Source organism: Enterococcus malodoratus, assembly GCF_027659535.1.
GTDB lineage: Bacteria > Bacillota > Bacilli > Lactobacillales > Enterococcaceae > Enterococcus_A > Enterococcus_A malodoratus.
This window is the reverse complement of the sequence record NZ_JAQDPG010000001.1, coordinates 290,052-312,901: the sequence shown is the minus strand read 5'-3', so window position 1 is coordinate 312,901 and position 22,850 is coordinate 290,052. Positions and strand designations below refer to the sequence as shown.

Here is a 22,850-nt window from a genome sequence, read left to right as displayed (position 1 = left end):
ATACACAAATGGGCAGTACCCTTATTCCACTGACTACTGCTAAGCCTGATGACGAAGGAAACCTAATATTTTTTCGCCAGAACAGAAAGGCTCCAATGAGCATTAAAACCTTATTCTCTATTTTGCTTCTTCATAAGAATAAGCAGAAATTCTGCTGGAATAATCGAAAGATCGCAATATATAGCTACCGTGTTAATCGCGGGAAAATCATAGTGTAAAAAAGAAGCTCCCAGAGGAGCTCCGTTGTTTAAGGGTGTAAAAATATTGAGGAAATGATTCATCAGCTTTTACAATTAATTAGTTAATAGTACATTTTATTGAACCTCTCAAGACTGAAGTCACAAGTATTCTCGGCTTTTTAATAAAAATACCCAAATAATTAATTAGCATATTTTATTTGTTGTTTTTTCATTATCGGATATTTAATTAATTCCTCACCATTTAAATCTTCTTTATTCATATCTATGGCTGTGATTTGACTATCTTCATACGTACGATAATAATAAATTCCTTTATCTACATTACAACAAGAAGAATAAATAGTATATTCGTATTTTCCGTCACCAACATCACATAAACCTTTTTGTTGTTCTACTGAACCTAAGATATGGAAAAACTGGCTAATACTTTCTGATTCTGAATCTCCTGATAATGAGTTTAGTTTAGTAAATGTCGCTTTAACAAAACGAGAAACAGAAGATAAATCTCCAGGCAAACCTATTCCTCCCATCCCACGACTATAAGCGTTCAAACTAATTTGATCTGAAAAATTATTATTAGGTGTTTCACTCGACAATACACGATAATTGTTTAAATTAAATAATTGATAATCAAATGAAGGGTTATTTGTAAGGACTCCTACAGGATTATCATATATATGAAGCCCATCTTTCATACTTTCTATCACAATAGACTTTTCTTTATCAGCTAATAGCCAGTGTAAAGGAGATAGTGGAAGTTCTTCACTATAATTGATGTTTGCTAAATTGATATTCATTAATAAATCTTTAGCTTCATCTACTGTTGCACATTGTCCTAAAATCCAAGGAATAAATTCAAAAGGAGATACATTATCTTTTCCTTCTTGTATTTCTTTATAATCAGCATACCCAGAAAAATTTAATCCAGCCATACTCAAACCCTTTTCATTGGTACCATCATAATAAAGAGGATAGTCACTTATACCTGCGGCAATACCAATCATTGCATAATGCTTATCCAAATTATTTACCTTTCGAAAAACTAATTTATAATTTCTTGGAGTAACAGTGACTACTTCATTGTAAGATATTTCATAATCAAAATTCCTTCCAAAATAATGATCATTTGTAACATAAGTGATGGACGTACACATAAGTTATTCCCCCTAAATAATAGTTCATTTAACCCCATATTACTCCTAATAATTTCGTATATCAAAAGAAAAGCACATCGCATACAAAAAAACGTTTTCGTTTTTTATAAATTGACAATATTATGTACCCCATAGGACTCGAACCTACGACCGGACGGTTATGACCCGTCTGCTCTGACCAACTGAGCTAAAGGTACAAGGAATTATTTGTGCAAACGCATACAAAGCGTTAGAATATAAACTAGGGATTCCTGAACTTCCCCACAGTCTCTTAAATTACTATCAATGATACTGTATCAGGAATCCCTATTTAGATAGTATTCGTATACTAGTTTTAGAGCAACTATTTAGCTTCAAAAATGAAAAGACTGACCGAGAAGCTAGTATCGGTCAGTCATTACGGTATATCGAGGTGCTACCTTCGATACTATAAAACTATCATACACACTCCATCGGGGTCAATATTTTTTAATACTTGAATCCTTTAATATGGCTCGGGTCAATCTTCACGTCATTTGCTTTACCCATTTCTTGAATCTCCTTCAACACAATTGGCGCGTCATGATCGTTAAAGCCTTCACCTCTTACGCGCACATCCCAAGTACCATAACTATTAGCTTCTGCATACGTTTGTTTATCCAACAATACATCTTTCAGGAAGTTGCGCATATGATCTTCCATCTTTTTGCTTTGCGCATCCGTCAAATTGCGAGCTTCAATATGAATGATTGGCTTGTCACCATCAGGAACAGCGATATTATCTTGAATGTAACCAGGTAAATATGTCTTTAGCTCTTGTTTCAAGCGGTTGATGGCATGTTCATATTTCCATTTGCTATCACATGCAATAATTAGTGTATATACTTTATTCGGCTGCAACACTCGTTTTACTTGATCGCGCAATAAAGTCCATGCATATCGTGTTTGAATGCGTTGCACCATTTTAACCGCTTGATCTTTCGACACGTTGTCAATCGCGATACCGTTTTTATTTCCAGTTGCAGGTGTTGTTGTCGCTGTATTCGACGATGTTGAGCTAGATGCTCCAGTTTTTAAACGGTACGCATAAAAATAAGGACATCCGGCCATCACCCATCGTTGATCGTGATTAGCAATGATCGTAGTCATTTTCCAACCAGTGCATTCAATCCAGTTTTGATTATCTAGTGCTACGCCTGTATGATAGTTTTTACATATTCATCATAAGCATGAGTGAAATCTTCGTCTTTTAACCAATTGTAAAGTGTCTGTTCGCTTATCTTTAGTTCTTCAGCGATTTCAATCCGCTTTAAAGAGCCTTCGAACAGCAATTCTATAGCCTTATTATGCCTATTAGTAAGTTTCATAAAATCACCTCCAAACTAAAACAAACTAAACGTATTTCTTGATATTTTTTTGGATATGCTCATCTTTCCAATATCCGTTCTCACAATAGACTAGCTTGCAATAATCAATCTCTACTGGCGTTGCCTCTCTGATCATTTCTACAATCGAATACTTTGCCTTCATTTGAACAGACATCACTACACGTTTATGCTGTCCTTTCATTGGCAGCGGGTATTTATTGTTTAATGACACGTACCAGTAAATTTTCATTGCTCTATCCCTTTCTGCGTTGCAATGTAAGCGTTATTATTGTATGCTTTATGTATAAATTGTTTACGTTTCACAGATAGATCGCTGCGGAAACAGCGGTCTATTTTTGTGTGTTGAAATACATGGCCAAGGATGATATATTTATAGTTACTTGTTACACTAAAGGGCTGCTGCGGAAACAGTGGCTCTTTTTTGTATTGCTATGTAAACGCTATGATGTTATACTTGTCTAACAACCCTTTAACATCTTTTTCATTTAATTCCTGACCACTATTACCCGGTAGTGGTCTATTTTTGTGAGCAAAATAAAACAGCCTCACGAGGAGACTGCTAGATTCTGTACGTTCCTTCTGGGTCGGCAATCATTTCAACTGCACGATCTAATTTCATTCCCCTAACTTTATTGTTCAATGATTCTTTAGCCTCAACGATTTCTTCAACTGAGACATCTTTTCTTCGAGTCAAGTTTTTCAAATATGCTGTTTCACCCTTGATAATAGCTTCTTGTAGCATTCTCATTCCTCCTCAAAATAAAAAGACCGCCGAAGCGATCTCAATTGATTTTCTATTTTCCCATGCTATAATAGACATAGAAAAAGGACGTGCTGGTAACACGCCCCATGTAGAACCGTTAAAAAGACGGTGGCTTAAATGAATAGTTTTTTTTGTTAAACCATCTATCCTCGCCAAAGTGTTAGATGGTTATTTTTTGTTCTTGTGATCTGTAATCAGCAACACTAACGTCGCAAATGCGATCATCAGTGACAATGCTTGATAAACAGACATGCCTACTCCCTTCTAGGGATAAAGCTATGAACCATAGGCATCACCCCTTTATTCAAGAGATTAGCCACCATCTTTTCACTTTTCTACGCAAATATTATACAAAAAGACTAATAATCATGCTAGTATGTTTTAATTTAACAGCAAAAAATAACGTGCTGTATGCACGCCCTGTAGAGTTGTTAAGATGAGTAAGATCTTTTTTTAAATTGTTTAAAAAATCATTCTCAAGGTATATCATTTTTTTTTAACTTGCGCAGAGTCATAAAAATGGAGCTACTCATCTTAACTTCTCTACGTTAAATATTATACAAAAGAACATATTCGAAATCTATAAATTTTAATAAAAATTATTTGATAACAATAGACAGCACAGCGAACTTTCAACGGAAATGAAACTTTTCAACTCCATTCATTATTTATTTTTTGTGCCGTCTGGTATTTATCGTCTTGCAAACGATCGAAAAAATTGAAACGAAGAGGAGCTTCCTCCTTTCAAAATTTTCTATGCTAATAAAATATCATGCCTATTTCAATACTTCCATACACAAAATGAGTGCACATTTAGTGAATGTTGAAATTTTCAAAAAAGGGAAAGTTGCTGAGTTTTTCTCCTTTTTTCATCGTAGTATTCAAGCTCTTCTTTTTTTGCTTTTCTATCTAAATGGCGAGCCTCGTAATCATCAATAAATTGAAGCTTACTTCTGATTTCCGCATGCTTTTTTCTTATGTAAGAATTGCTATATCCGGTTTCTTCCACTATTTCTTCCAAAGTTAATCCCTCAATGTACTTCATACGAACAATTTCATTTTCGACTCCTTTGAAAGATTGAATAATGACCAACATTTCCTTTTGTTGTTCTTCTAACAATTCAATCTCATTTTCAATTTGAGTAATATTCTCTTCGAGCAATGACGATCGAGAGTTTTTTTCTATACGTACTTTCGATAAATCACCAGTTGTCCACCGAATCAATTCAAGTTTACTTTTATTCAGATTCCACTTTAAGTAGAGTAACTGTTCTTCCAAATCTTGATAATCCTTTAACCATTGAAATCTCACAATCGCCACTCCTTATGGTATAATTATCTTGTCAGTTTTTATTCATAAAGAGGCGTTGGGAACTTTCCCAGCGTTTTTTTGTACGATCTTGAAACGGAAAAATGAATTTGATAAACTTTTAGTGTGAGCTGGTTTCTAATTTTTCCATATTACCCGAATTTTTCTAGTTCACAAGCCGCTGTTTTTTTACTCAGCGGCCTTTTTTTCTTACTTATCTCTGTGTAAAATAAGAATTGGGCTAGTAATTTTCTTGAAGTTTGAGACCGACAATTTTGATACTGCACTAGCCCAACGAGTTAGGTTAAATAAAAAAACAACCCACTTATTATAAGCACAACTACCTAACTCAGGGACCACTGATATAACTATTCAGTGGTCTTTTTCTATGGTATCATCTAAATGAGCTAGTTCTTTCCTTTCTAATTTTCGTTAACGTCAAAACCTATTTCATCTAGCTCGTAGACCGCTTTTTTAGTGGTCTATTTTGTCTAACGAAAACCAGGCATTATACCTTTCAAATTCATAAAACCTAGGCTTCTTAATTTATTTTTTTGTTATTTCACTTTGATTCACATAGGTGTACAATATATTTGAGCTAGAAAAATCCATAAATAATCCAAGAATACTACACTAGCTTAGGGACTGCCATATGAAAAAGCGGTCCTTTTTATGATACAATTATGAAGAGCTGATATTTTCTTTTGTTGACTACAAACAACTTTCGCAATCGGCTCATTGACCGCTAACTGACTGCCTAGCGGTCTTTTTTTCTTACGCTACTAGGTGTACAATAGTGATGAGCTGGCCCCTCCTTTTTAATCGGGTTAAAAGCATATTTCAATCAGCTCATGGCCGCTGACCAATCCCCAGCGGTCTGTTTTTGTGGTAAAATTATTTTGTCTAGCGGAAACTAGACGGGAGTTCTTTTCCAAGGCAGCCAGTGGTCGGCTGTCTTTTTTTATTTTTGTTTTAGGTGTAAAATACCTTTGAACTATTCTAATCAGCTACCCATAGTTCATTGACTGCCGTTTCATACCGCGGCAGTCTTTTTTACTATGGCTTCAGTTACCGAATCTTAGCAAACAGAAGTTTTCTCAAAGTCCGGCATTGGACCAGACTTCTTTTCAAACGAACCTTTGGCTTTTCTTGATTCTTCACGTACTAAGTCTATTCCGCTATACTCAATCTTTTTCGCTGCTAAACCTGCATTCTCCTTCATCAATACGAGCATTTTTTCTTTTGTATCACACATGATCATATCAAGTATCGAAATTGGTAATGATAATATCCTTGATCCCGAGTTGAGATCACTAAAAACTATCTCGATAGGATCAATCGGCACCATGACGACGGAACAATCTATACCAGCTATTTTTGCTTTGAAGCCAACTGCTCGATTCCATCCGTTTTCACATGCAAGCCACACGTAATACTCCTGTGGATCAATCACTACTTCACTCATTCTCACACCTACACTTTCTCAACTGTGCCACATTCAATCAATGTAAAAATCGCATTCGCTTTATCTTCGCTATCAAATCTCATTACTTCGCCGCTTAAACCGTAGACGAGATGAGGCTGTAATTCATCGAAAAAGTCAACAAAGTACGCTGACCCATTGTCTTCTATCTTAACCACCCACTTCGGCTCTTCCTCGACCTCGTCTGGAATATGAAGTTCAGTAAAATGTCTCTTATACTTTGGAAAATCGTCATCTAGTGGTGTGCCACAATATGGTGGTTCTTCGACTGGGAAATCCCACCAGAGAACAGGACCAATGTCTTCGTGCCATTTTTCGGCCAAATGAGCAATCACTTTTGTCGGTTCGTCTAGTTGATTAATTATTTTGATATTTGCTTTAGAGGCTGCGTTGTATCCATCTTTGAAATCAGGCTTTGGAGCATCAGCATCTTCTGGTTTCCAAGTCGGATGAGCAAACATTTCGAGATTAATTTTCTTTATCACTTCTTGCTTATTCATTTCATACCTCCTAAATTTCTATGTGATCAAAAAGTTGATTAATGATCACATAGATTCTTACTTGATAGGCTGAATTAGCGTATTATTTACGTTTTATTTTCATTATTTTATTCATAAGGTTATACTATTATTTATCATAAGGAGGTGATAAGCATGGTAAGAAAAATTGGATTTAGTTGGGAATATTTTTTAATTGGATTACTTTTTGTTATAGCTTCTTTAGTATCATTTAATAATCCAGATAGTAGTTTAAAAGCAGTTGTCTACGTTTTTGCCATTGCTGCAGTTTTAAAGGGAATTTTTGAACTGTTTTTTAGACGTAAACTTCATGAATTCACTAATCAAAAATCAACCCTACTAATGATTCTCGGTATATTTGACCTGCTAATTGGTGTATTTTTACTCTTCAATACTAATGCAGGTTTACTAGCCCTACCTTATATTTTTGCTATTTGGTTTATTGTAGATTCAATTATGGGGCTTGTAGGAGCAGATATTTACAAGGTCAATGGATCAAGTTACTATTGGTTTATTCTGATAGTAAATATTATTGGGATAATTGTAGGAATTATGCTCTTATTTAATCCAATTGTTTCAGCATTTACATTAGCATTCTTAGTTGGTTTTTATTTAATGATGATTGGAATTTCTCTTATCGCATATGCGTTTTAAAATAGAGGCTTCTGCCTCTATTTTTATATGATAGGTGTGGTTAGCTTACCTTTTAAAAAAATAAAAATTGTCTTCCAAGTGTTCGACTTTTGAGAAATGTCTTGAGATCAAAGGGACCAAATTCTGCTGCATATAAATCAACGAATACTCAAATTGATTAACCAAGGATTCAAATTGTTCATCCAAAGTTTTTGCACCTTCATACAAATAGCAATTCCAACCTAAACATAAAACGGAAATGCCTAACTCGCCTTTTCTCGATTTAACGTCACAAGGAAAACGTCCTACTTGATACTCATATAGTTCGCTATTCCAAAGGTATTTAGATATGGTGTCGTCCAATCCTCGATATTGAATACCCGATTCATAAAAAACCTCTGATTGATAACCGAAACAGCAACCAATATCAAACACGCTTTTGAAATTATTCTTTAAACAAAAGTCCTTAATAAACTCGTAGTTAGAAATACATTCCAACGTGCACATCAAAGAATACGAACGCTGATCATAGAATCGTTCTGGTTCTTCATCTTCCATTTTGATTAATTCATCGTAGTATTTGTCTAATCTAGGATATTTTTTCAAAATCCTACCTCCTTGATATCCTCCGTTAAAGTAGTATTTCAAAAATACTTTCAAAAATATTTACCGGTATGCTATTACCAGCTTGTTTGTACATTGGCATTCTAAAACGCCCATTTCTTTCGACTGTTGATGCTGCCGCAAAATAGTCAGCGTCTGAATAACCTTGAAGCCTCCAGCACTCTAATTCAGTTAGATAACGGAAGCGCCCAGCCCCGCAATCAATTATTTGTGCTGGTGTTCGATCTTGTCGCGTAGTAATAGTGTATGCAAAATCTTTGATCACCGTTGCTCGTTTTATTCCAGTCTTCCCTATCACTGATAAGACACTAGGTTGTGTGACATCGTAAACACAACTCACTTCATCATTCTCTACAAGGAACTCTCGTATATCTCGCATGTTCTCCTAACTCTTTTCGTACGTATTTTCGGATTCAAATTGTATTTTCTCCGACAAAATGCGATCACTTTAAAATCCATTTTTAATTCGTCTCGAATTTCTTTGCTTAACTTCTTTTCAAGCAACATCTTTACGACAGCAGCCTCTAAACCTGGGCGTTTGTCTAAATAGCGTTGATACTTTTCATGAAAGTTGTTGAATGTCCTGGCCTGAGAATTCCTTCTTTGAATTCGTCGATGGCTTCCATCTCTTTGCAGTACTCAACGAGAGTTGTCTTCGACATCCCGTGAAACATTTTTAGGATTAAGCCCTGACGATACCAGTCGTCTGGTTTCATATTCTTTTCTGCGGATTCGATTAACTCTGCTAACGTCGGCTTCTTCATGATTTCAACCTCCTATCTGATTTTGTATCGTGATATGATATCCGTGATCTGCTTCCAATGGTCTTCTGGATTGTTCAATATTTTTCGTAGGTACTGCTCAGTAATATTCAAAGCGCTAGCAACATCTGGTATGCTCCAACCATTCGCTTTGAAATGATCCAATATTTTTTGTCTTGTCTCCTGTGCATTAGCCATCTACGCTGCTCCTTTCTATGTTGAAATGTAAACAAGTTCGAAAACTATTTTTTAAACTATATTGACTTGCGCTGAGTATTACTCTATACTAGAGGCATAGTTAAATAAGACATAAAATATTGATTTATAGCTTTCTTGCCGGTCAGCTTACTTTAATCAGTTTTATTTTTTGTTGTCTTTTTTATTAACGAACTTGTTTACAAAAATAAGTATAGACTATCATTCAGAATTTTTCAAGTTTATTCTGCGTATTTTTCTAAACTTTTTTTGTGAGCATTCAGAAAGGTTGCAAAATCAATGAATACTTATGAAATCATAAAAGAGCTTGCCAAGAAAAAGAAGATTTCTATAAGGCAGTTAGAAATGAGATTCGGCTATTCAAATGGATATTTAGCCAAATGGAAAACAAACACTCCTAACGCTGATGAATTGCCCCGTCTAGCTGACTATTTTGGAGTCTCCGTCGACTATTTGTTAGGACGCGAAGAAAAGACTTCTTTAGCAGAAAAGCATGGTGTATTTGCATTCGATGGCGAACCTGTTTCGGATGAAGAAGTAGAGTTTTTAAAATCTGTATTAGCTGCAAAGCGGGCTGCGGAAAACAAATAAAGTGAAGTGATTAATAATTTATGCATGAAATTAATAATCACTTATTGAACCTCGTAGAGAATTTGGGTTTAGAACTGTGCTTTGTAGATATGAAAAGAAGTGGTTTTTATTTTGCTGAGGAGAAAACGATTTTTTTAAACAATGAGCTCCTTAATGAAAATTCTGACTTTGAAGTATCTCACGAACTAGCTCACTGTATCAAAAAACATGAAGAATTATCTGCATATTATAATGCTACTGGATATAGTCGGCGAAAGTTAGAATTTGAAGCCAATCGAATTGCTATAGAGATACTATTATTTATTTGGTCTAACGAATACGATTTTGATAAAGAACAACTAAATGCTGTTAAATTCATGGAGTATTATAAAATTCCTTGGAGTTTAGAAAGATATGTACGTGAATCAATGAGAAATTTAGGATAAAAAAGCCCGTGCTGGCACACGGACTTCAACTCAACCCTATTACTAAGATTGATGAAATATTGATATTATATCAGAATAGGGTGATCTATTTGAGATTTACAAAAAAGAATATCTATGATTTTACTATCATTGTGTTAGCTGTTTTTTCGATTGTCTTAGTAGTACTGGATTTTTCTAACATCATCAGCATTTCGAAAAATCCATTTAAAACAATAGACTCCGCTATATTAATAGTATTTGCTTATGATTATTTTTCGAGACTAATTAAGGCTGAAAATAAAAAACAGTTTTTCTTGAAAAACATGTTTGATCTTATTGCAATTATTCCCTTCAACTCTATTTTTTCATTCTTCAGGCTTGCACGAGTTTTTCGGATAGCAAGGGTAACAAGACTATTTAAACTTAGTAGACTAGTTGGGATTACCGGAAAATTGACTAATAGGATAGATGGTTTTCTTAAAACTAATAATTTTAGAAATGCTTTGTATGTCAGTGTGGTTCTGATACTGATTTCAGCCACTATGTATTCTATAGCAGAAAGTGTCGCTTTTGTCGACTCAATTTGGTGGGCCGTAGTTACAACTACAACTGTTGGGTATGGCGATATATCTCCAAATACACCATTAGGACGTATAGCTGCTATTCTATTAATGTTTCTAGGGATTGGTTTTATAGGTATGCTCACTTCCACAATCACTGAATATTTCAATGCAGGCAAGGATACTAAAGACGATGAAATCGAAAGTTTACACAAAAAAATGGATTTATTGATGAAAAAAATAGAGTCGTTAGAAGATGAAATAAAGAAGGATTAAAAAAACACGATCCCGCCCCGGCAAGAGTATGATCGTGCAAAAATAAAGCGCCTATAGGCATAGGCTTCTTTTGTTGTGCCTATTATACCAAATGATAGGAGGAAATGACAATGTGGGTAGAACCATTGAAAGATGGGCGTTTCAAGTTTATTGAACGCTACAAAGACCCGTATACTGAAAAGACTCGGAAAAAATCAGTGGTACTAAATAGCCAATCAAAACAAGCATGGAATAAAGCGCTAAGTATCCTGAATGATAAAATAGAAAATGAACTGGCTAAAAAGAAAATCGAGAAAGTCCCCTTCCAGCAAGTTTATACTGAATGGGAAAATAATTATTTTAAATCTTTGAGACCTAACTCAAAGAACACGTATGTAGCCATTCGAAAAATTATTTTCAAGAATATAAACGAAGACATTCTGATTTCAAATATTGATACAAGATTGTTGCAAAACTTCTTTGCCTCTCTCGACTATTCTCAGACTTATATCGCCCATATCAAGTCGAATCTTAACTTAGTATTTAAATATGCGATTAAACTCGGCTACGCTTATAAAAACCCTGTTGAAAACGTAGAGATTATCCCTAAAGCGAAAACCCTAGAAGATATAGAACGTATTGAGGATAAGTACCTTGAAAAAAATGAAGTAAAATTGATCCTAGATCAACTTTATAAAAGTCGGTCAACCTTTCGTGTCGGTCGATTAGCTGAATTTATGTATTTAACAGGAGTTCGCTTTGGCGAAGCAGTCGCATTAAGAGAAGGAAATTTTGACTTGGATAATAATATCGTTCACATTAGAGGTACAATCGACTACAGCAAAGGTTACAAACAAAAAGCGATAGGACCAACTAAGACCCAGAAATCAAATAGAGATGTTCAATTGACCCAACGGACGGTTGAGCTAGTAAAACGTACTTTTGAGGAAAATAAACTAGACCTGTTATCCGAATCTGATTTTAATAATGATGGATTCGTTTTTGTGACCCGAACAGGTACGCCTATGCAAAATAGTTCATTCAATCGTTCTTTTGCTGCTGCAGGTAAAAAAAGTGGAATTAACAAGCGTTTAACCTCTCACATACTAAGACATACCCACGTGTCATTACTAGCCGAACAAAATACTCCTTTGAAGGCTATTATGGATCGAGTAGGCCATGAGGATGCCGACGTTACAAATAAAATCTATACTCACATTACTGATAAAATGAAAACTGATTTAATCAGTCAATTAGAAGAGAATGGTTTATAGCCATTCTTTTTATTTTTGCCCCTTTTCTGCCCCTTTTAACCTTGCATCAAAACAAAAACCTGCTAGAGCCTTACAGCCCCAACAGGTTTAATGTCGATACTATTTTACAGCGTCTTTTAATTGTTTACCGGCTTTAAATGCTGGTGATTTGCTTGCTGCGATGGTGATTTCTTCACCTGTTTGAGGGTTACGGCCTTTACGAGCAGCACGTTCACGTACTTCAAAGTTACCAAAACCGATGACTTGGACTTTTTCGCCATCTTTTAATGATGATTGAATGCCGTCAAATAAAGCATCTACAGCTGATGTTGCGTCTTTCTTTGTTAATCCAGTTTTTTCTGCTACTTGTTCAACTAAACTTTGTTTATTGATCATAATGTATAGCCTCCACTATCTTTTTAATGTATTCCAAAGATAATTCTATTCGTTCTTGCGGAGAAAGGCAACAGTTAACGCTCTTTTTCTCTCTTTTTCGGTTTTTTCTTTTTTTTTAATTATATATTAAAAAATAAAAAATTTATTCAAAGTTTTTTAAAATATTTTGTATTTGCCCTTATTAAATTGGTATCCTAAATTATAATAATTCTTATTGATAGTTAGTTAAATAACAAATATAACGGATAATTAGGCCTTTTAGGCTTGTTTAACCACTCTTTTGACATTATATTAAATAAAAAAATATTCAGGGAGTTTTATTTATGAGTTTAAGAGGGTTAATGAGACAAGAATCATTGAGACGGATAATCATCGTTGAAAAACTTTACTATGAAAAAGATTTTGTGACTTCTGAAGAATTAATGGAGATATTGGATTGCTCACGACCTATATTGCTTAATGACATCCGTTTTCTAAATGAAGAGAATCTACCTATCAGAATTATTAAAAATAAAGGTCTTTACTCCATTGAGTTTGATTTTCACGCGACGATCGATACGATCTACGCCTACGTTTTACGCAGCAGTCTGGAATATGATATTATTGAAAGTCTCTTTTTTGAAAAGAATGAAAAGATTCAGTTTGCTGCGAAAGATTTGAATTGCAGCTTTTCCAACATGCAGCGCTATCTGATTGCGATTAAAAGCGAATTGCTTAAATGGGACATTGGCGTTAACCATCGCCCGCTGCAAATGGTCGGGGATGAAGCTTCAATTCGTCAATTTTACTATCTCTTCTTTAAAGAGTCACGAATACAATTTTCAAATTACGGCTTTTCAAAAAACCTGATTGACGCTGTCGACCAGTTGATTCGTCGAATTTTAGCCGACAATCATATTACGAATAACATGAATGTGCATTTTCAACTGATGCATAGTTTTTTGATTGGCCTGCAGCGTCGAAAACATGGACATAAGATGAAAGGTATTTCTTCAAAATGCGGATTGATCATTCCTGAACTAGATCAGCTCACTCACTTGGGCTACCTAATCCGCCGAGAAAGCGAACTGCCCTTCAATACGGCCTACTTACGTGAATGCTTGTGGCCGCTCTATTCTCACCAATTGATTTTGACTCGCCAGCAGCAGACCCTCGTTCATAAAAAAAATAGACAGTTGGCACATTTTTATGAAGCCCATCATTTTTTAATAGACAAGGTCAATAGTCTGTTAGTTACGCCGCTTTCTCAGACTGAGAGGCTGGATACCTTGCGGCAGCTGGGCAATCGCCTATTCTGCTACAATCATAAAGAATGTTCGATTGAAATTATTCAAGAGACAGACAAAGCAATGTTGAAATTAATTGGGAAAAAGTACGGCCGAGAAATAAGAAAATTGAGTAAAATTGTGAGTGAATTTCTAATTCCGCGAAAGCAGGAGTTACTTATTTCGATGTATATCAGCAGCCTGATCACTATAATTCCGGACTTATTACAGCGCTTGGTCGATGCAGACCGTCCGATCAGAGTTCTTTTACTATCGGATACCTCTACATCTCATGAACGCTTTTGGCACTCTGTTTTTCCGGCTTATATTAAGGGTTCGGTTCAATATGAGTATTTTGAGAGTCCTTATCTTTTTCAAGAACAACTTGTCAACTTAACACGCAATTACGATTTGGTCGTCACAAATGTTACTATGAACAATTTGGTACCGGCTTGCCCATTGATCGCGATCAATACTTATCCGACATCAAAGGATTTCGATCGCATCCAACAATTTATAAATGACTATGAACCTCTTCCGTCACGAAAGGAACTATATAATGAACTTACGCCATCTGCTAAAGCGAGATAGCCAGCGTCAACTGCTCTTAATTGAAACACTTTATTATTCTCAACATCCTCGCTCGAGTGATGAATTATCTAAGATAACAGAATGTACAACACCAGCTTTCTTAAATGACATTCGCGCAATCAATGCCCAAAGTGATTACTATAAAATCGTGCGGGAAAATGGTTTATACCGTTTGGAACTTAAAGACAATGCCACGATCGATGTGCTTTTTTCAACCTTAATCAGAAACTCCGTGGCTTTCAAAATTTTGGAGGCGATTTTCTTTGAAGATTGCCTTTCTTTATTGGACCTTTCGAAAGCTCTATTTTGCAGCCTGACAACTATCCAAGCGGCGATGAAGGATTTACAGGAGGCCTTAGCAAAATGGAAGTTAACGATTCACCGCCGCCCCTTTCGATTAACCGGGAATGAAACGGCGATTCGTCATTTGTACTTCCTGTATTTTTCGGAAAAGAAAATTGAACGGGAAAATACGCGCTTTAGTTCCGAATTTTTCCATTTCGGCGACGCGATTACTCGTTCAATGATTAAGAACAATAACCTTACAGTCTCTTTGGCCCAATATAATCGCCTGACGCTTTCCTTCTTTATCAGTCTTGTTCGTGTTTCCAGAGGGCATCGAGTATCTTCCCGTACCTTGGTTTCTACTAGTATAATTCCGCCTGATCAAAACACCATCAACAATTTCGGCCCTTATTTGCGCAATGAATTGCTGATACTCTATTCCGAAGACGTGATGAAGGACAGTTTCTGGCTGCTCTACTCAGATTTGTTTTTACTAGGAGAAGAACAGCGAGATCGGGTTTTAGAAGCAAATCATTCCTTGGCTTATCATTATGAAACACATTATGAACTGACGGAAAAATTGAGTAAAATGCTGAACGAACCTTTAAGCGACCTGCAAAAGGACCAGTTAGCGACTATATTAATCAATCAGCACCTGTTTCATGCAACAACAAAGGAATTCATCAGTGTGGTACAGGATCGGAAAAAGGATTGTTTGCGTTTATTGGAGGTTTTTCACGCTCATTGTGTTCATCAGCTGCGTAAACTAGTGATTGATTTCACAGACGACTATCATCTATTCAACTCTACGGAATTTATCGATAATTATATCTATCAAATCATCGCCACTGTCCAAGTTGTTTGAACGGCATGAAGCAATCGGAAAAGCCTGTCAATTTGTTGATTGTTTCAACCGACTCAAAAATGCAGGAGAGTTTATTAATCGAACTTTTACGCTTTTCAATTCGAGGGAATTACGTGATTCATCAAGTAAATGTCACTCAATTACATAATAAGAGCTACTTAGAAGTTTTTGAAGAACACGATGTAGTGATCAGTACGTCTACCTTTAACGTACCCAATTGCCAAACACCGATCATTGCTGTCGAGCTCTGTCCCAGCATTCATTCTCTGAACAAAATCCAGTTGATGGTCGATCATACAAACGAACGAAACAATCTGCTGGCAATACAATAAAGAAGGACTTGAGCAATTACTCAAGTCCTTCTTTTTCTGCTGTTAAACGCGCCAACTCTTTATCCATCGAGGCCTTCTCTGCTGTTAAGCTGGCAATCATCCGCCGATATTTGTCTTTTCCATTCTTTTTACGAATTACATTCAATTGAATCGCAGAAAAAAGAATGATAAACAGTGATAAGATCACAATTACAGCGAAAATAACGCTTAACTGCACTCTAAAAAGTGTATATAGTAACACGATCAGGCCGATCACAATTTCGACAATGCTAAGTTTAGCTCTGCGTCCCCCGCCAAATACGATTCGCTTTAGCATGGGACCGTTAAGTAATTCCTCATAACGAGTCAAGCGTGCTTCCAGGAAGCTGACTTGCTCTTTTAATAGATCAATCCGTTGTTTTTCCGGCATAGTGACTTCGCTCCTTAATATCCTTTTCTTATTATCCCTAGTAATCTCCATTTTCGCAAATATTTTATTTCTTATTATCTAAATAATAATTTTTTATTCGGCAGCCCTCATCAATAAGAGCACGCTAAGCAGAATCGGGCGACTATTAAAATATGTAAAGGATTTCATTTGGTCACAATAATTCACATGCGTTAAATCCTTTGCAAATTCTTAGTTGAAATTGTTCTATATTCCTGTACAATTATTTTGTAAGCGAATCCACTTCGTATACGAATCGTTAAGAAGGAGTGTGTCAAATGATTATTGGAATTCCGAAAGAAATCAAGAACAATGAAAACCGTGTTGCCCTTCCCCCATCTGGAGTATTTGATCTAACCAATCGTGGTCATCAAGTATTAGTAGAAAAAGATGCCGGCAAAGGTTCCGCAATTTCAGACGAAGAGTATGCTGCAGCAGGTGCAACAATTATCGACAATGCCGCAGATGTTTGGGCTGCTGAAATGGTCATGAAAGTAAAAGAGCCGCTTCCCGAAGAGTATCAGTATTTCCGTAAAGGATTATTATTATTCACCTATTTACACTTAGCAGCAAACAGACCGTTAACAGAAGCTTTAGTAAACAGTGGTGTGAATGCCATTGCCTATGAAAATGTACAACCGGCAGATAATACATTGCCATTACTTGCACCAATGAGTGAAATTGCCGGCCGGATGGCGGCGCAAATCGGCGCCAACTATCTAGAACGTGTCAACGGCGGTAAAGGAATCCTGCTTTCTGGTGTTCCTGGCGTACGTCGCGGCAATGTTGTCGTAATCGGCGGCGGTGTTGTTGGATTGAATGCCGCAAAATTGGCTTTAGGTTTAGGAGCGAACGTAACTATTTTAGATGTCAGCGTTCCCCGCTTGAAGGAATTAGACATTATCTTCGGCAATAGTATCCAAACCATGATGTCAAACAGCTTCAATATTCAAGAATGCTTGAAAACGGCTGATTTAGTTATCGGGGCTGTTTTAATTCCAGGCCATAAAGCACCAACTTTAGTTACCAAAGAAATGGTCGCAAATATCCCTGATCATTCTGTCATCGTCGATGTTGCCATCGACCAAGGCGGGATCTTCGAAACTGAAGACCGCGTGACTACCCATGACGATCCAACTTATGTCAAAGAAGGTGTTGTTCATTACGCGGTTGCGAATATGCCTGGTGCTGTGCCGCAAACAGCGACTTATGCATTGAGTAATAGTACAATGGCGTATGCCAACTTATTGGCTAACAACCCGTTAGAAGAAATCTTGAAAAATAATTTAGCGCTTCGCCGCGGTGTGAACACTTACAACGGCAAGTTGACGATTGAAGCTGTCGCAAAAGATTTAGCGATGGACTATACGCAGCTGGATGAATTGCTAAACGAAGAATTAATGATGAATTCGTAAGAATGATTAAACCTGCCAGCCTCCTGCTGGCAGGTTTTTTTTGTTATACTTAGTTAGCTTTAGTTAGCTTATGAATAAATGGAGGTCTCATATGATATTTTCTGATTTTACTTATGAACGTCCTGATCTTAATCAGTATGAAACGACGTTCAATACAGCAAATAAACATTTTTCCGAAGCAAACAGCTATTCGGATGCCAAAACGGCTTTGCAGGAGCTGAACCGTTTGCGCGGTGACATGGCCAAAAACATGAAATTAGCCTATATCCGTCACTCCATTGATACTAGTGACAACTTTTATCGTGACGAGAATGATTTTTGGGACCATCATGAACCGCTGGTCAATCAGATCCACAATCATTTTTATGAAAGCTTGCTGTCCTCCCCTTTTCGAACTCAACTGGAAGCAGACTTTCCGGCGACGCTGTTTCTTTTTGCGGAGGATCAATTGCGGCTTTTAGATGATTCGGTGATTGAATTAAAGCAGCAGGAAAACGAAATGGTCAGCCAGTATATCCAAGTGATCGCTTCGGCTGAATTAGAGTTTGAAGGCAAAAAACGCACGTTGTCAGAACTGTCGGCCTTCTTTACAGAGCCCAATCGTGAGACCCGCAAAGCCGCCCACGCGGTTTATGAGAGCTTCTTCGTGACTCATGAACAAGAAATTGATGAGATCTTTGATCAATTAGTCTCACTGCGTCATCAGCAGGCACAAAAATTAGGCTTCGCGAATTACGTGGAGTACGGCGATCGGTTAATGAATCGTTGGAGCTATGACCGCCAACAGCTTCATGCTTTCCGTCAGTTTATTGTAGAAGAAGTCGTCCCGATCAATCAAAAACTATACAAACGCCAACAAGAACGCCTTGGGATTGACACACTCTTCCATTATGATCTGCCGCTGGTCTATCCAACAGGCAATCCGCGACCACAAGGAAATAGAAACGACTTAGTTCAAAAAGCCCAAGCGATGTATCATGAACTGTCGGACGAAACGGGAAACTTTTTTGACCAAATGATCCAGCAAGAATTGATGGACCTGGATGGCCGCCCCGGCAAGCAAAGCGGTGGTTACTGCGAGTTTATCGATGAGGTGCAGATGCCCTTCATCTTTGCTAATTTCAATGGAACCTCCGATGATGTCGATGTCTTGACCCATGAAACCGGTCATGCTTTCCAAAGCTATTTGTCCCGTTGGATCACCGAACCCGAATTGGTTTTTCCAACATCTGACACCGCTGAAATCCACTCGATGAGTATGGAATTTCTAACGTGGCCGTGGATGAGCAAATTTTTCGGTACGGACAGCGAGAAATACAAATTCGCTCATTTAAGCAGTGCTCTGCAATTCTTGCCTTATGGCGCTTTAGTCGATCATTTCCAAGAAGAGATCTATCTGCATCCAGAATGGTCGGCGGCTGACCGGAAGAATTGCTGGCGAGAGTTAGAGAAACGGTATTGTCCAGAACGCGACTATCAATCTTCGGAAGCATTAGCCCGCGGGATCTATTGGTATCGTCAAGGGCATATTTTTGAAGTTCCCTTCTATTACATCGACTATACCTTGGCACAAGTTTGTGCTTTGCAGTTCTGGCAGCGTAGTATCGTTGAACAGGACCCGACCACATGGGAAGATTACCTAGCGATTTGTCGCATCGGCGGCAGTAAGACCTTTTTGGAGACCGTTCAATTAGGTCATCTATCATCGCCATTTGACCACGCGAAAATGACCGCCCTATTAGCTGCGGTCGATCAGTATCTAACTGCGATCCCTGAAACAGAACTGAATTAATCGTCAAAAGAACCTGCTGAAATTTTTCAGCAGGTTCTTGTTTTATCCTTTTTTCTTATTCAAAAAGATGGCCGTGAACAAGGAAATGCATGCTCCGCCGAGAATCGCCAAATATGAACTGGACTGCTCGTTGGTTTTTGGCAACTCCGCTTGTGCTATCTGAGGTACTGCTGTTGATTTCGTTGAACCAACAGATTGGGTCGCTTTTTCACTTAGCTGATTGACTTCAGTTTTTGCCAAAACCGTCGCCACCCATGAGCCAGTTTTGGCAGTTGGGTTTGCTGATTGATCCTGTGAACGCTCATTTACTACCGACTCCTCGGGTACTTCTACATCAATTGGAATAGTCGGATCAACGATGCCCGGTGGAATTTCGCCGATTGTCACTGGCAGCTTAAAGGAATAGTTAAAAACCGCATTCGTTTCATACTCCTGATTGTAACGTACATCAAATCCGGAAACATTTTTATAGATGTAGGTCAGCCAATAGTGCATATTCAGATTATTGATTTTATTATTATTGATCTCGCCGATTTTAATGTAACCATCATGCTTTTTATAATAAAGCTGATTGGACTTTGTTACATAGAAATTCTGGATATTATTCGCATCAAAAAGATCGATGCTTTGTTCCAAGTCGATATCGGTAAAATTGAAAAAGCCCGACAGCTTGACTGGATTGGCGGTTAAATTATCTAGGAAAGAGTAATTCAGCAGCACGTCGCGAATCCCGCTCATTGTGATCCCGTTGTCTTTATTGATCTGCAGGATTTGTTTGCCAGCAAGAGCCGTCCAGCCTTTGACAGTGATTCTCATGTCGATGACTTTTCCTTGGTAGCTGCCGACATTTTTATAGGTGACGGTGATCGTGTTTGGCTTTTCTGTATCCAGATCAAAGGTGAAGGTGTAGCCGTCATTCACATAATTATTCGTACCGCCGATCACGATACCCTGCACATTTGCAAAGTTCGGCATGAAGGCATAGTCATTAGGAAGCTGTGTATTTTCATCAGTAATCGTCTTCTGGTGATCCACGATCTTGCCGTCATTTTCTTCTTTCAAGGCTGGTGCCGAAGCTCTTGTTTCGCTTGATTCCCCCGTTGCAGCAGGTTCAGGCTGCTTTTCCTGTACAGTCGGGGGGGCTTCTGTCGTTTTATCTGGTTCAATTATCGCTGTTGTTTCGGTTGATTCAGGTGAGACAGACGACGTCTCTGTAACTTCAGAGTCGGTCACCTCTTCTATCTGCACTGCTGAATTTTCTGATTCAATTGAATCCGTTGAAACTGCGGTTGGTTCTGCCTGCTCAGCGGCAATTTCTTGCTCTCCAATTGGCGAAGCCGCCACTTCCTCAGCAGGACTTTCCGAAACATTATTGGCTCGTTCAACTAACTCGGTCGTTATATTCGCCGCTTCTGATTCAGTGACTTCTTCACCCCAGACTACATTTGGAATCATTGAACCGCCTAAGAGTGCCACCGAAAATAAATAAATGCTTTTTTTAGCCATAAAACAGCCTCCTTTATGATAAATATCAATAATTATTATAACATTTATTATCTAATTTGCTGATTTTTTTCTACGATAATAATATTTAATCTTCATAATAATCATTTTATTTGTTTTGAAGGCCTAGCTAGATCGACAGATAAAAAGGCTCCTCGGTTTTTTCCGAGGAGCCGCTATTTCTATACTTTCTTCTTATTCAAGAATAATGCGGTGAAAAGGAATAGGCAGGCACCGCCAAGTGTGATAAAAATTGAGCTTACTTTATCATTTGTTTGCGGCAGCACGGCTTGTTTCAAAGGTTCTGCTTTTTTAACCTCGACCTTTTTCACTTCTGTTTTTGCTACTTCAACCTTTGCAGCTTCCGCTTTAGCAGCAAGACTTACCGTTGCGGTCTCAGTTTTGACCGGGACAACTTCGTCGGTTGCAGTTTCTTCTTCGATCGGCGTTTCTTCAACGACTTCTGGCTCTTTTATCTCAGGGACGACCGCCGTTTCTTCAATGACGATCGGTGCTTGGTACGTGTAATTAAAGACGGCACCAGAATCGTAATCTTGATTATAGCGGACATCAAAGTTAGAAATATTTTTGTAAGTATAGGTCAGCCAATGATCCATGTTTAGATCATTGGTCCTGTCTCCATTAATCTCGCCGACTCTGATAAAACCGTTATGCGTTTTGACGTATAGTTCGTTGCCCTTAGTAACGTAAAAATTCTGTACGTTGTTATGGTCAAATAAATCGATACTTTGCTTCAAGTCGATATCAGTAAAATTGAAAAAGCCCGACACATTTGCCGCTTTAGCGGTTAAATTATCAAGAAACGAATAGTTCAAGCGAACATCGCTGATTCCATTCATGGTAATTCCATTTCTTTTGCTAATTGACAATTGTGCGTAGACACTTCCAGTAAAGACAGTCCAATCCTTGACCGTCACCTTCATATCAATTACTTTTCCATTGTAGGTACCAACATTTTTATAGATGACGGTAATTGAGTTTTTTGCCGCATTTTTCAAATCAAAAACGAAGTAGCTCGTTCGCTCTGTGTAGCCGGCACTCGATTGCACCACAATGTCATCTAGCTGATCAAAATTAGGCATGAAATTGTATTCGGCAGAAATTTTAGCCTCTTCATCTGTAATCGCTTTTTCGTGGTCGACGATTTTCCCGTCATTGTCATCCTTTAAAAACGGTATCGCTGCCCGTGCTGCTTTTTGCTGCGGTGCGGCAAATGGTTCAACCTTTTTTTCTGGCTCAATTGTTTTTGGCTCCGCGGCCGCTGGTTCTTCTGGTGCTGCGACTGGTTCAGCTGGGACTTCGATCTCTTCAGTATTGCTTTCCTGATTTTCGGTAGCTGGAAGTTCAGCTGCTTCTTCCCCAATCGAAGCTTGCTGTTCGGTCGGTGTTTCCACCACTGTTTCTTCAGGCTTAGCGACCGGTTGTTCCACACTATTGACAGGGCTTTCAACCAACTCAGTTGTTATAGCAGGTGCAGCCGATTCGATTGCCTCGTCAGCCCATGCGCTGCTGGGCACTAGCGATAACCCTAATATCGCTACAGAAAACAAATAAACACTTTTTCTAAACATACAACATCCTCCTTTTTATGATAAACACCGTCTCTTATTATAACATACGAAATAGAAATCCGCATGTACACCAGAAACTCCCATATCCATATTATTTACCATTTAAATAGTGATTTTTAACAACACATATAAAAGAAATAAATCGATAAATTAATTGTTAAATAACATAAAAATAAAATCGAACGAAAAAATAAAGATCGGTGATTTAAATCTAAAATTTCAACTATCAGGAAATGTATCGCTATTTTTTTGAATAGATATTTCAAGTCGAAAATAAGAACATGTTTCACCCCCGC

General features: G+C 37.6%; 26 protein-coding genes, 1 tRNA gene and 1 pseudogene. 10 read left to right on the top strand and 18 right to left on the bottom strand.

The genetic code is table 11. The annotated features are described in order from the left end of the window. Positions 1-379: 379 nt before the first annotated feature. The 10 genes from bsh to PGP85_RS01540 all read right to left on the bottom strand — a co-directional run bounded on the left by bsh (position 380) and on the right by PGP85_RS01540 (position 6,776). Positions 380-1,354 carry a choloylglycine hydrolase gene (gene bsh, locus PGP85_RS01585; RefSeq protein ID WP_270325653.1) on the bottom strand — a complete coding sequence of 325 codons (975 nt, stop codon included), beginning with the start codon at positions 1,352-1,354 and terminating at the stop codon, positions 380-382. 123 nt (positions 1,355-1,477) lie between these two features. Then, positions 1,478-1,551 (bottom strand) — tRNA-Ile (locus PGP85_RS01580). A 271-nt stretch (positions 1,552-1,822) separates the two neighbouring features. Next, positions 1,823-2,482: a hypothetical protein gene (locus PGP85_RS01575; RefSeq protein WP_270325652.1), complete on the bottom strand. Its 660-nt coding sequence runs from the start codon at positions 2,480-2,482 to the stop codon at positions 1,823-1,825. A 41-nt stretch (positions 2,483-2,523) separates the two neighbouring features. Further along, on the bottom strand, positions 2,524-2,700 hold the full coding sequence (locus PGP85_RS01570; protein ID WP_270325650.1) for a phBC6A51 family helix-turn-helix protein: 177 nt from the start codon (positions 2,698-2,700) through the stop codon (positions 2,524-2,526). A 25-nt stretch (positions 2,701-2,725) separates the two neighbouring features. Then, entirely contained in the window at positions 2,726-2,950 is a 225-nt protein-coding gene (locus PGP85_RS01565; RefSeq protein WP_270325649.1) for a hypothetical protein, read from the bottom strand. Between the two features lie 330 nt (positions 2,951-3,280). Then, positions 3,281-3,463 carry a hypothetical protein gene (locus PGP85_RS01560; protein ID WP_010743597.1) on the bottom strand — a complete coding sequence of 61 codons (183 nt, stop codon included), beginning with the start codon at positions 3,461-3,463 and terminating at the stop codon, positions 3,281-3,283. Between the two features lie 189 nt (positions 3,464-3,652). Beyond that, a complete protein-coding gene (locus PGP85_RS01555; RefSeq protein ID WP_219924597.1) occupies positions 3,653-3,736 on the bottom strand; it encodes a putative holin-like toxin in 84 nt (27 codons plus the stop codon). A gap of 580 nt (positions 3,737-4,316) precedes the next feature. Next, positions 4,317-4,796, bottom strand: coding sequence for an RNA polymerase sigma factor sigma-70 region 4 domain-containing protein (locus tag PGP85_RS01550; protein WP_270325647.1), 480 nt, complete (start codon positions 4,794-4,796; stop codon positions 4,317-4,319). A gap of 1,075 nt (positions 4,797-5,871) precedes the next feature. Next, positions 5,872-6,258, bottom strand: a complete 387-nt coding sequence (locus tag PGP85_RS01545) for a hypothetical protein (protein ID WP_161349249.1) — start codon at positions 6,256-6,258, stop codon at positions 5,872-5,874. Positions 6,259-6,266: 8 nt separating this feature from the next. After that, on the bottom strand, positions 6,267-6,776 hold the full coding sequence (locus PGP85_RS01540; protein ID WP_270325644.1) for a hypothetical protein: 510 nt from the start codon (positions 6,774-6,776) through the stop codon (positions 6,267-6,269). A gap of 153 nt (positions 6,777-6,929) precedes the next feature. Between PGP85_RS01540 and PGP85_RS01535 the strand changes: the two genes are divergently transcribed. After that, complete coding sequence (locus tag PGP85_RS01535) at positions 6,930-7,448, top strand: HdeD family acid-resistance protein (RefSeq protein ID WP_016178316.1); 519 nt, start codon at positions 6,930-6,932, stop codon at positions 7,446-7,448. Between the two features lie 45 nt (positions 7,449-7,493). Here the strand turns inward: PGP85_RS01535 and PGP85_RS01530 are convergent, their stop codons facing one another. The 4 genes and pseudogenes from PGP85_RS01530 to PGP85_RS01515 all read right to left on the bottom strand — a co-directional run bounded on the left by PGP85_RS01530 (position 7,494) and on the right by PGP85_RS01515 (position 9,010). Next, entirely contained in the window at positions 7,494-8,033 is a 540-nt protein-coding gene (locus PGP85_RS01530) for a hypothetical protein (protein WP_016180048.1), read from the bottom strand. 25 nt (positions 8,034-8,058) lie between these two features. Next, positions 8,059-8,430 carry a DNA cytosine methyltransferase gene (locus PGP85_RS01525; RefSeq protein WP_270325642.1) on the bottom strand — a complete coding sequence of 124 codons (372 nt, stop codon included), beginning with the start codon at positions 8,428-8,430 and terminating at the stop codon, positions 8,059-8,061. Positions 8,431-8,614: 184 nt separating this feature from the next. Next, a pseudogene (locus tag PGP85_RS01520) lies at positions 8,615-8,815 on the bottom strand (hypothetical protein); the annotation flags it as partial. A 12-nt stretch (positions 8,816-8,827) separates the two neighbouring features. Further along, complete coding sequence (locus PGP85_RS01515) at positions 8,828-9,010, bottom strand: helix-turn-helix domain-containing protein (protein ID WP_010743617.1); 183 nt, start codon at positions 9,008-9,010, stop codon at positions 8,828-8,830. Positions 9,011-9,307: 297 nt separating this feature from the next. On the opposite strand from PGP85_RS01515, the gene PGP85_RS01510 reads away from it, so the two are divergent. The 4 genes from PGP85_RS01510 to PGP85_RS01495 all read left to right on the top strand — a co-directional run bounded on the left by PGP85_RS01510 (position 9,308) and on the right by PGP85_RS01495 (position 12,112). Next, positions 9,308-9,619, top strand: a complete 312-nt coding sequence (locus tag PGP85_RS01510; RefSeq protein ID WP_010743618.1) for a helix-turn-helix domain-containing protein — start codon at positions 9,308-9,310, stop codon at positions 9,617-9,619. A 20-nt stretch (positions 9,620-9,639) separates the two neighbouring features. Further along, positions 9,640-10,044 carry an ImmA/IrrE family metallo-endopeptidase gene (locus PGP85_RS01505; RefSeq protein WP_010743619.1) on the top strand — a complete coding sequence of 135 codons (405 nt, stop codon included), beginning with the start codon at positions 9,640-9,642 and terminating at the stop codon, positions 10,042-10,044. A gap of 89 nt (positions 10,045-10,133) precedes the next feature. Continuing rightward, on the top strand, positions 10,134-10,859 hold the full coding sequence (locus PGP85_RS01500; protein WP_028020497.1) for a potassium channel family protein: 726 nt from the start codon (positions 10,134-10,136) through the stop codon (positions 10,857-10,859). Positions 10,860-10,969: 110 nt separating this feature from the next. Next, the gene (locus tag PGP85_RS01495; RefSeq protein ID WP_028020498.1) at positions 10,970-12,112 is read left to right on the top strand and encodes a tyrosine-type recombinase/integrase; all 1,143 of its coding nucleotides are present in this window, start codon (positions 10,970-10,972) and stop codon (positions 12,110-12,112) included. Positions 12,113-12,211: 99 nt separating this feature from the next. Here PGP85_RS01495 and PGP85_RS01490 read toward each other — a convergent pair whose 3' ends face one another. Then, the gene (locus PGP85_RS01490) at positions 12,212-12,487 is read right to left on the bottom strand and encodes an HU family DNA-binding protein (protein WP_010742045.1); all 276 of its coding nucleotides are present in this window, start codon (positions 12,485-12,487) and stop codon (positions 12,212-12,214) included. 323 nt (positions 12,488-12,810) lie between these two features. Here PGP85_RS01490 and PGP85_RS01485 point away from each other — a divergent pair, with 323 nt between their 5' ends. The 3 genes from PGP85_RS01485 to PGP85_RS01475 are packed head-to-tail and all read left to right on the top strand — an operon-like array spanning position 12,811 to position 15,825. Then, positions 12,811-14,343 carry a helix-turn-helix domain containing protein gene (locus tag PGP85_RS01485; RefSeq protein ID WP_270325635.1) on the top strand — a complete coding sequence of 511 codons (1,533 nt, stop codon included), beginning with the start codon at positions 12,811-12,813 and terminating at the stop codon, positions 14,341-14,343. Further along, the gene (locus tag PGP85_RS01480) at positions 14,312-15,493 is read left to right on the top strand and encodes a helix-turn-helix domain-containing protein (RefSeq protein ID WP_270325633.1); all 1,182 of its coding nucleotides are present in this window, start codon (positions 14,312-14,314) and stop codon (positions 15,491-15,493) included. Before PGP85_RS01485 ends, PGP85_RS01480 begins: the two co-directional genes overlap by 32 nt. A 5-nt stretch (positions 15,494-15,498) precedes the next feature. Beyond that, positions 15,499-15,825 (top strand): hypothetical protein, encoded by a 327-nt coding sequence (locus tag PGP85_RS01475; RefSeq protein WP_270325631.1) that lies wholly within the window; start codon positions 15,499-15,501, stop codon positions 15,823-15,825. 16 nt (positions 15,826-15,841) lie between these two features. Here the strand turns inward: PGP85_RS01475 and PGP85_RS01470 are convergent, their stop codons facing one another. Continuing rightward, complete coding sequence (locus PGP85_RS01470) at positions 15,842-16,234, bottom strand: hypothetical protein (RefSeq protein WP_270325629.1); 393 nt, start codon at positions 16,232-16,234, stop codon at positions 15,842-15,844. Between the two features lie 296 nt (positions 16,235-16,530). Between PGP85_RS01470 and ald the strand changes: the two genes are divergently transcribed. Both ald and PGP85_RS01460 read left to right on the top strand, forming a co-directional pair. Beyond that, on the top strand, positions 16,531-17,667 hold the full coding sequence (gene ald, locus PGP85_RS01465; RefSeq protein ID WP_251864993.1) for an alanine dehydrogenase: 1,137 nt from the start codon (positions 16,531-16,533) through the stop codon (positions 17,665-17,667). A gap of 91 nt (positions 17,668-17,758) precedes the next feature. Next, positions 17,759-19,459, top strand: coding sequence for a M3 family oligoendopeptidase (locus PGP85_RS01460; protein WP_270325628.1), 1,701 nt, complete (start codon positions 17,759-17,761; stop codon positions 19,457-19,459). A 42-nt stretch (positions 19,460-19,501) separates the two neighbouring features. Here PGP85_RS01460 and PGP85_RS01455 read toward each other — a convergent pair whose 3' ends face one another. Together PGP85_RS01455 and PGP85_RS01450 are read right to left on the bottom strand one after the other, a co-directional pair. Next, positions 19,502-20,965 (bottom strand): LPXTG cell wall anchor domain-containing protein, encoded by a 1,464-nt coding sequence (locus tag PGP85_RS01455; protein WP_270325627.1) that lies wholly within the window; start codon positions 20,963-20,965, stop codon positions 19,502-19,504. Positions 20,966-21,144: 179 nt separating this feature from the next. Beyond that, on the bottom strand, positions 21,145-22,554 hold the full coding sequence (locus PGP85_RS01450) for an LPXTG cell wall anchor domain-containing protein (protein WP_270325626.1): 1,410 nt from the start codon (positions 22,552-22,554) through the stop codon (positions 21,145-21,147). Positions 22,555-22,850 lie beyond the last annotated feature (296 nt).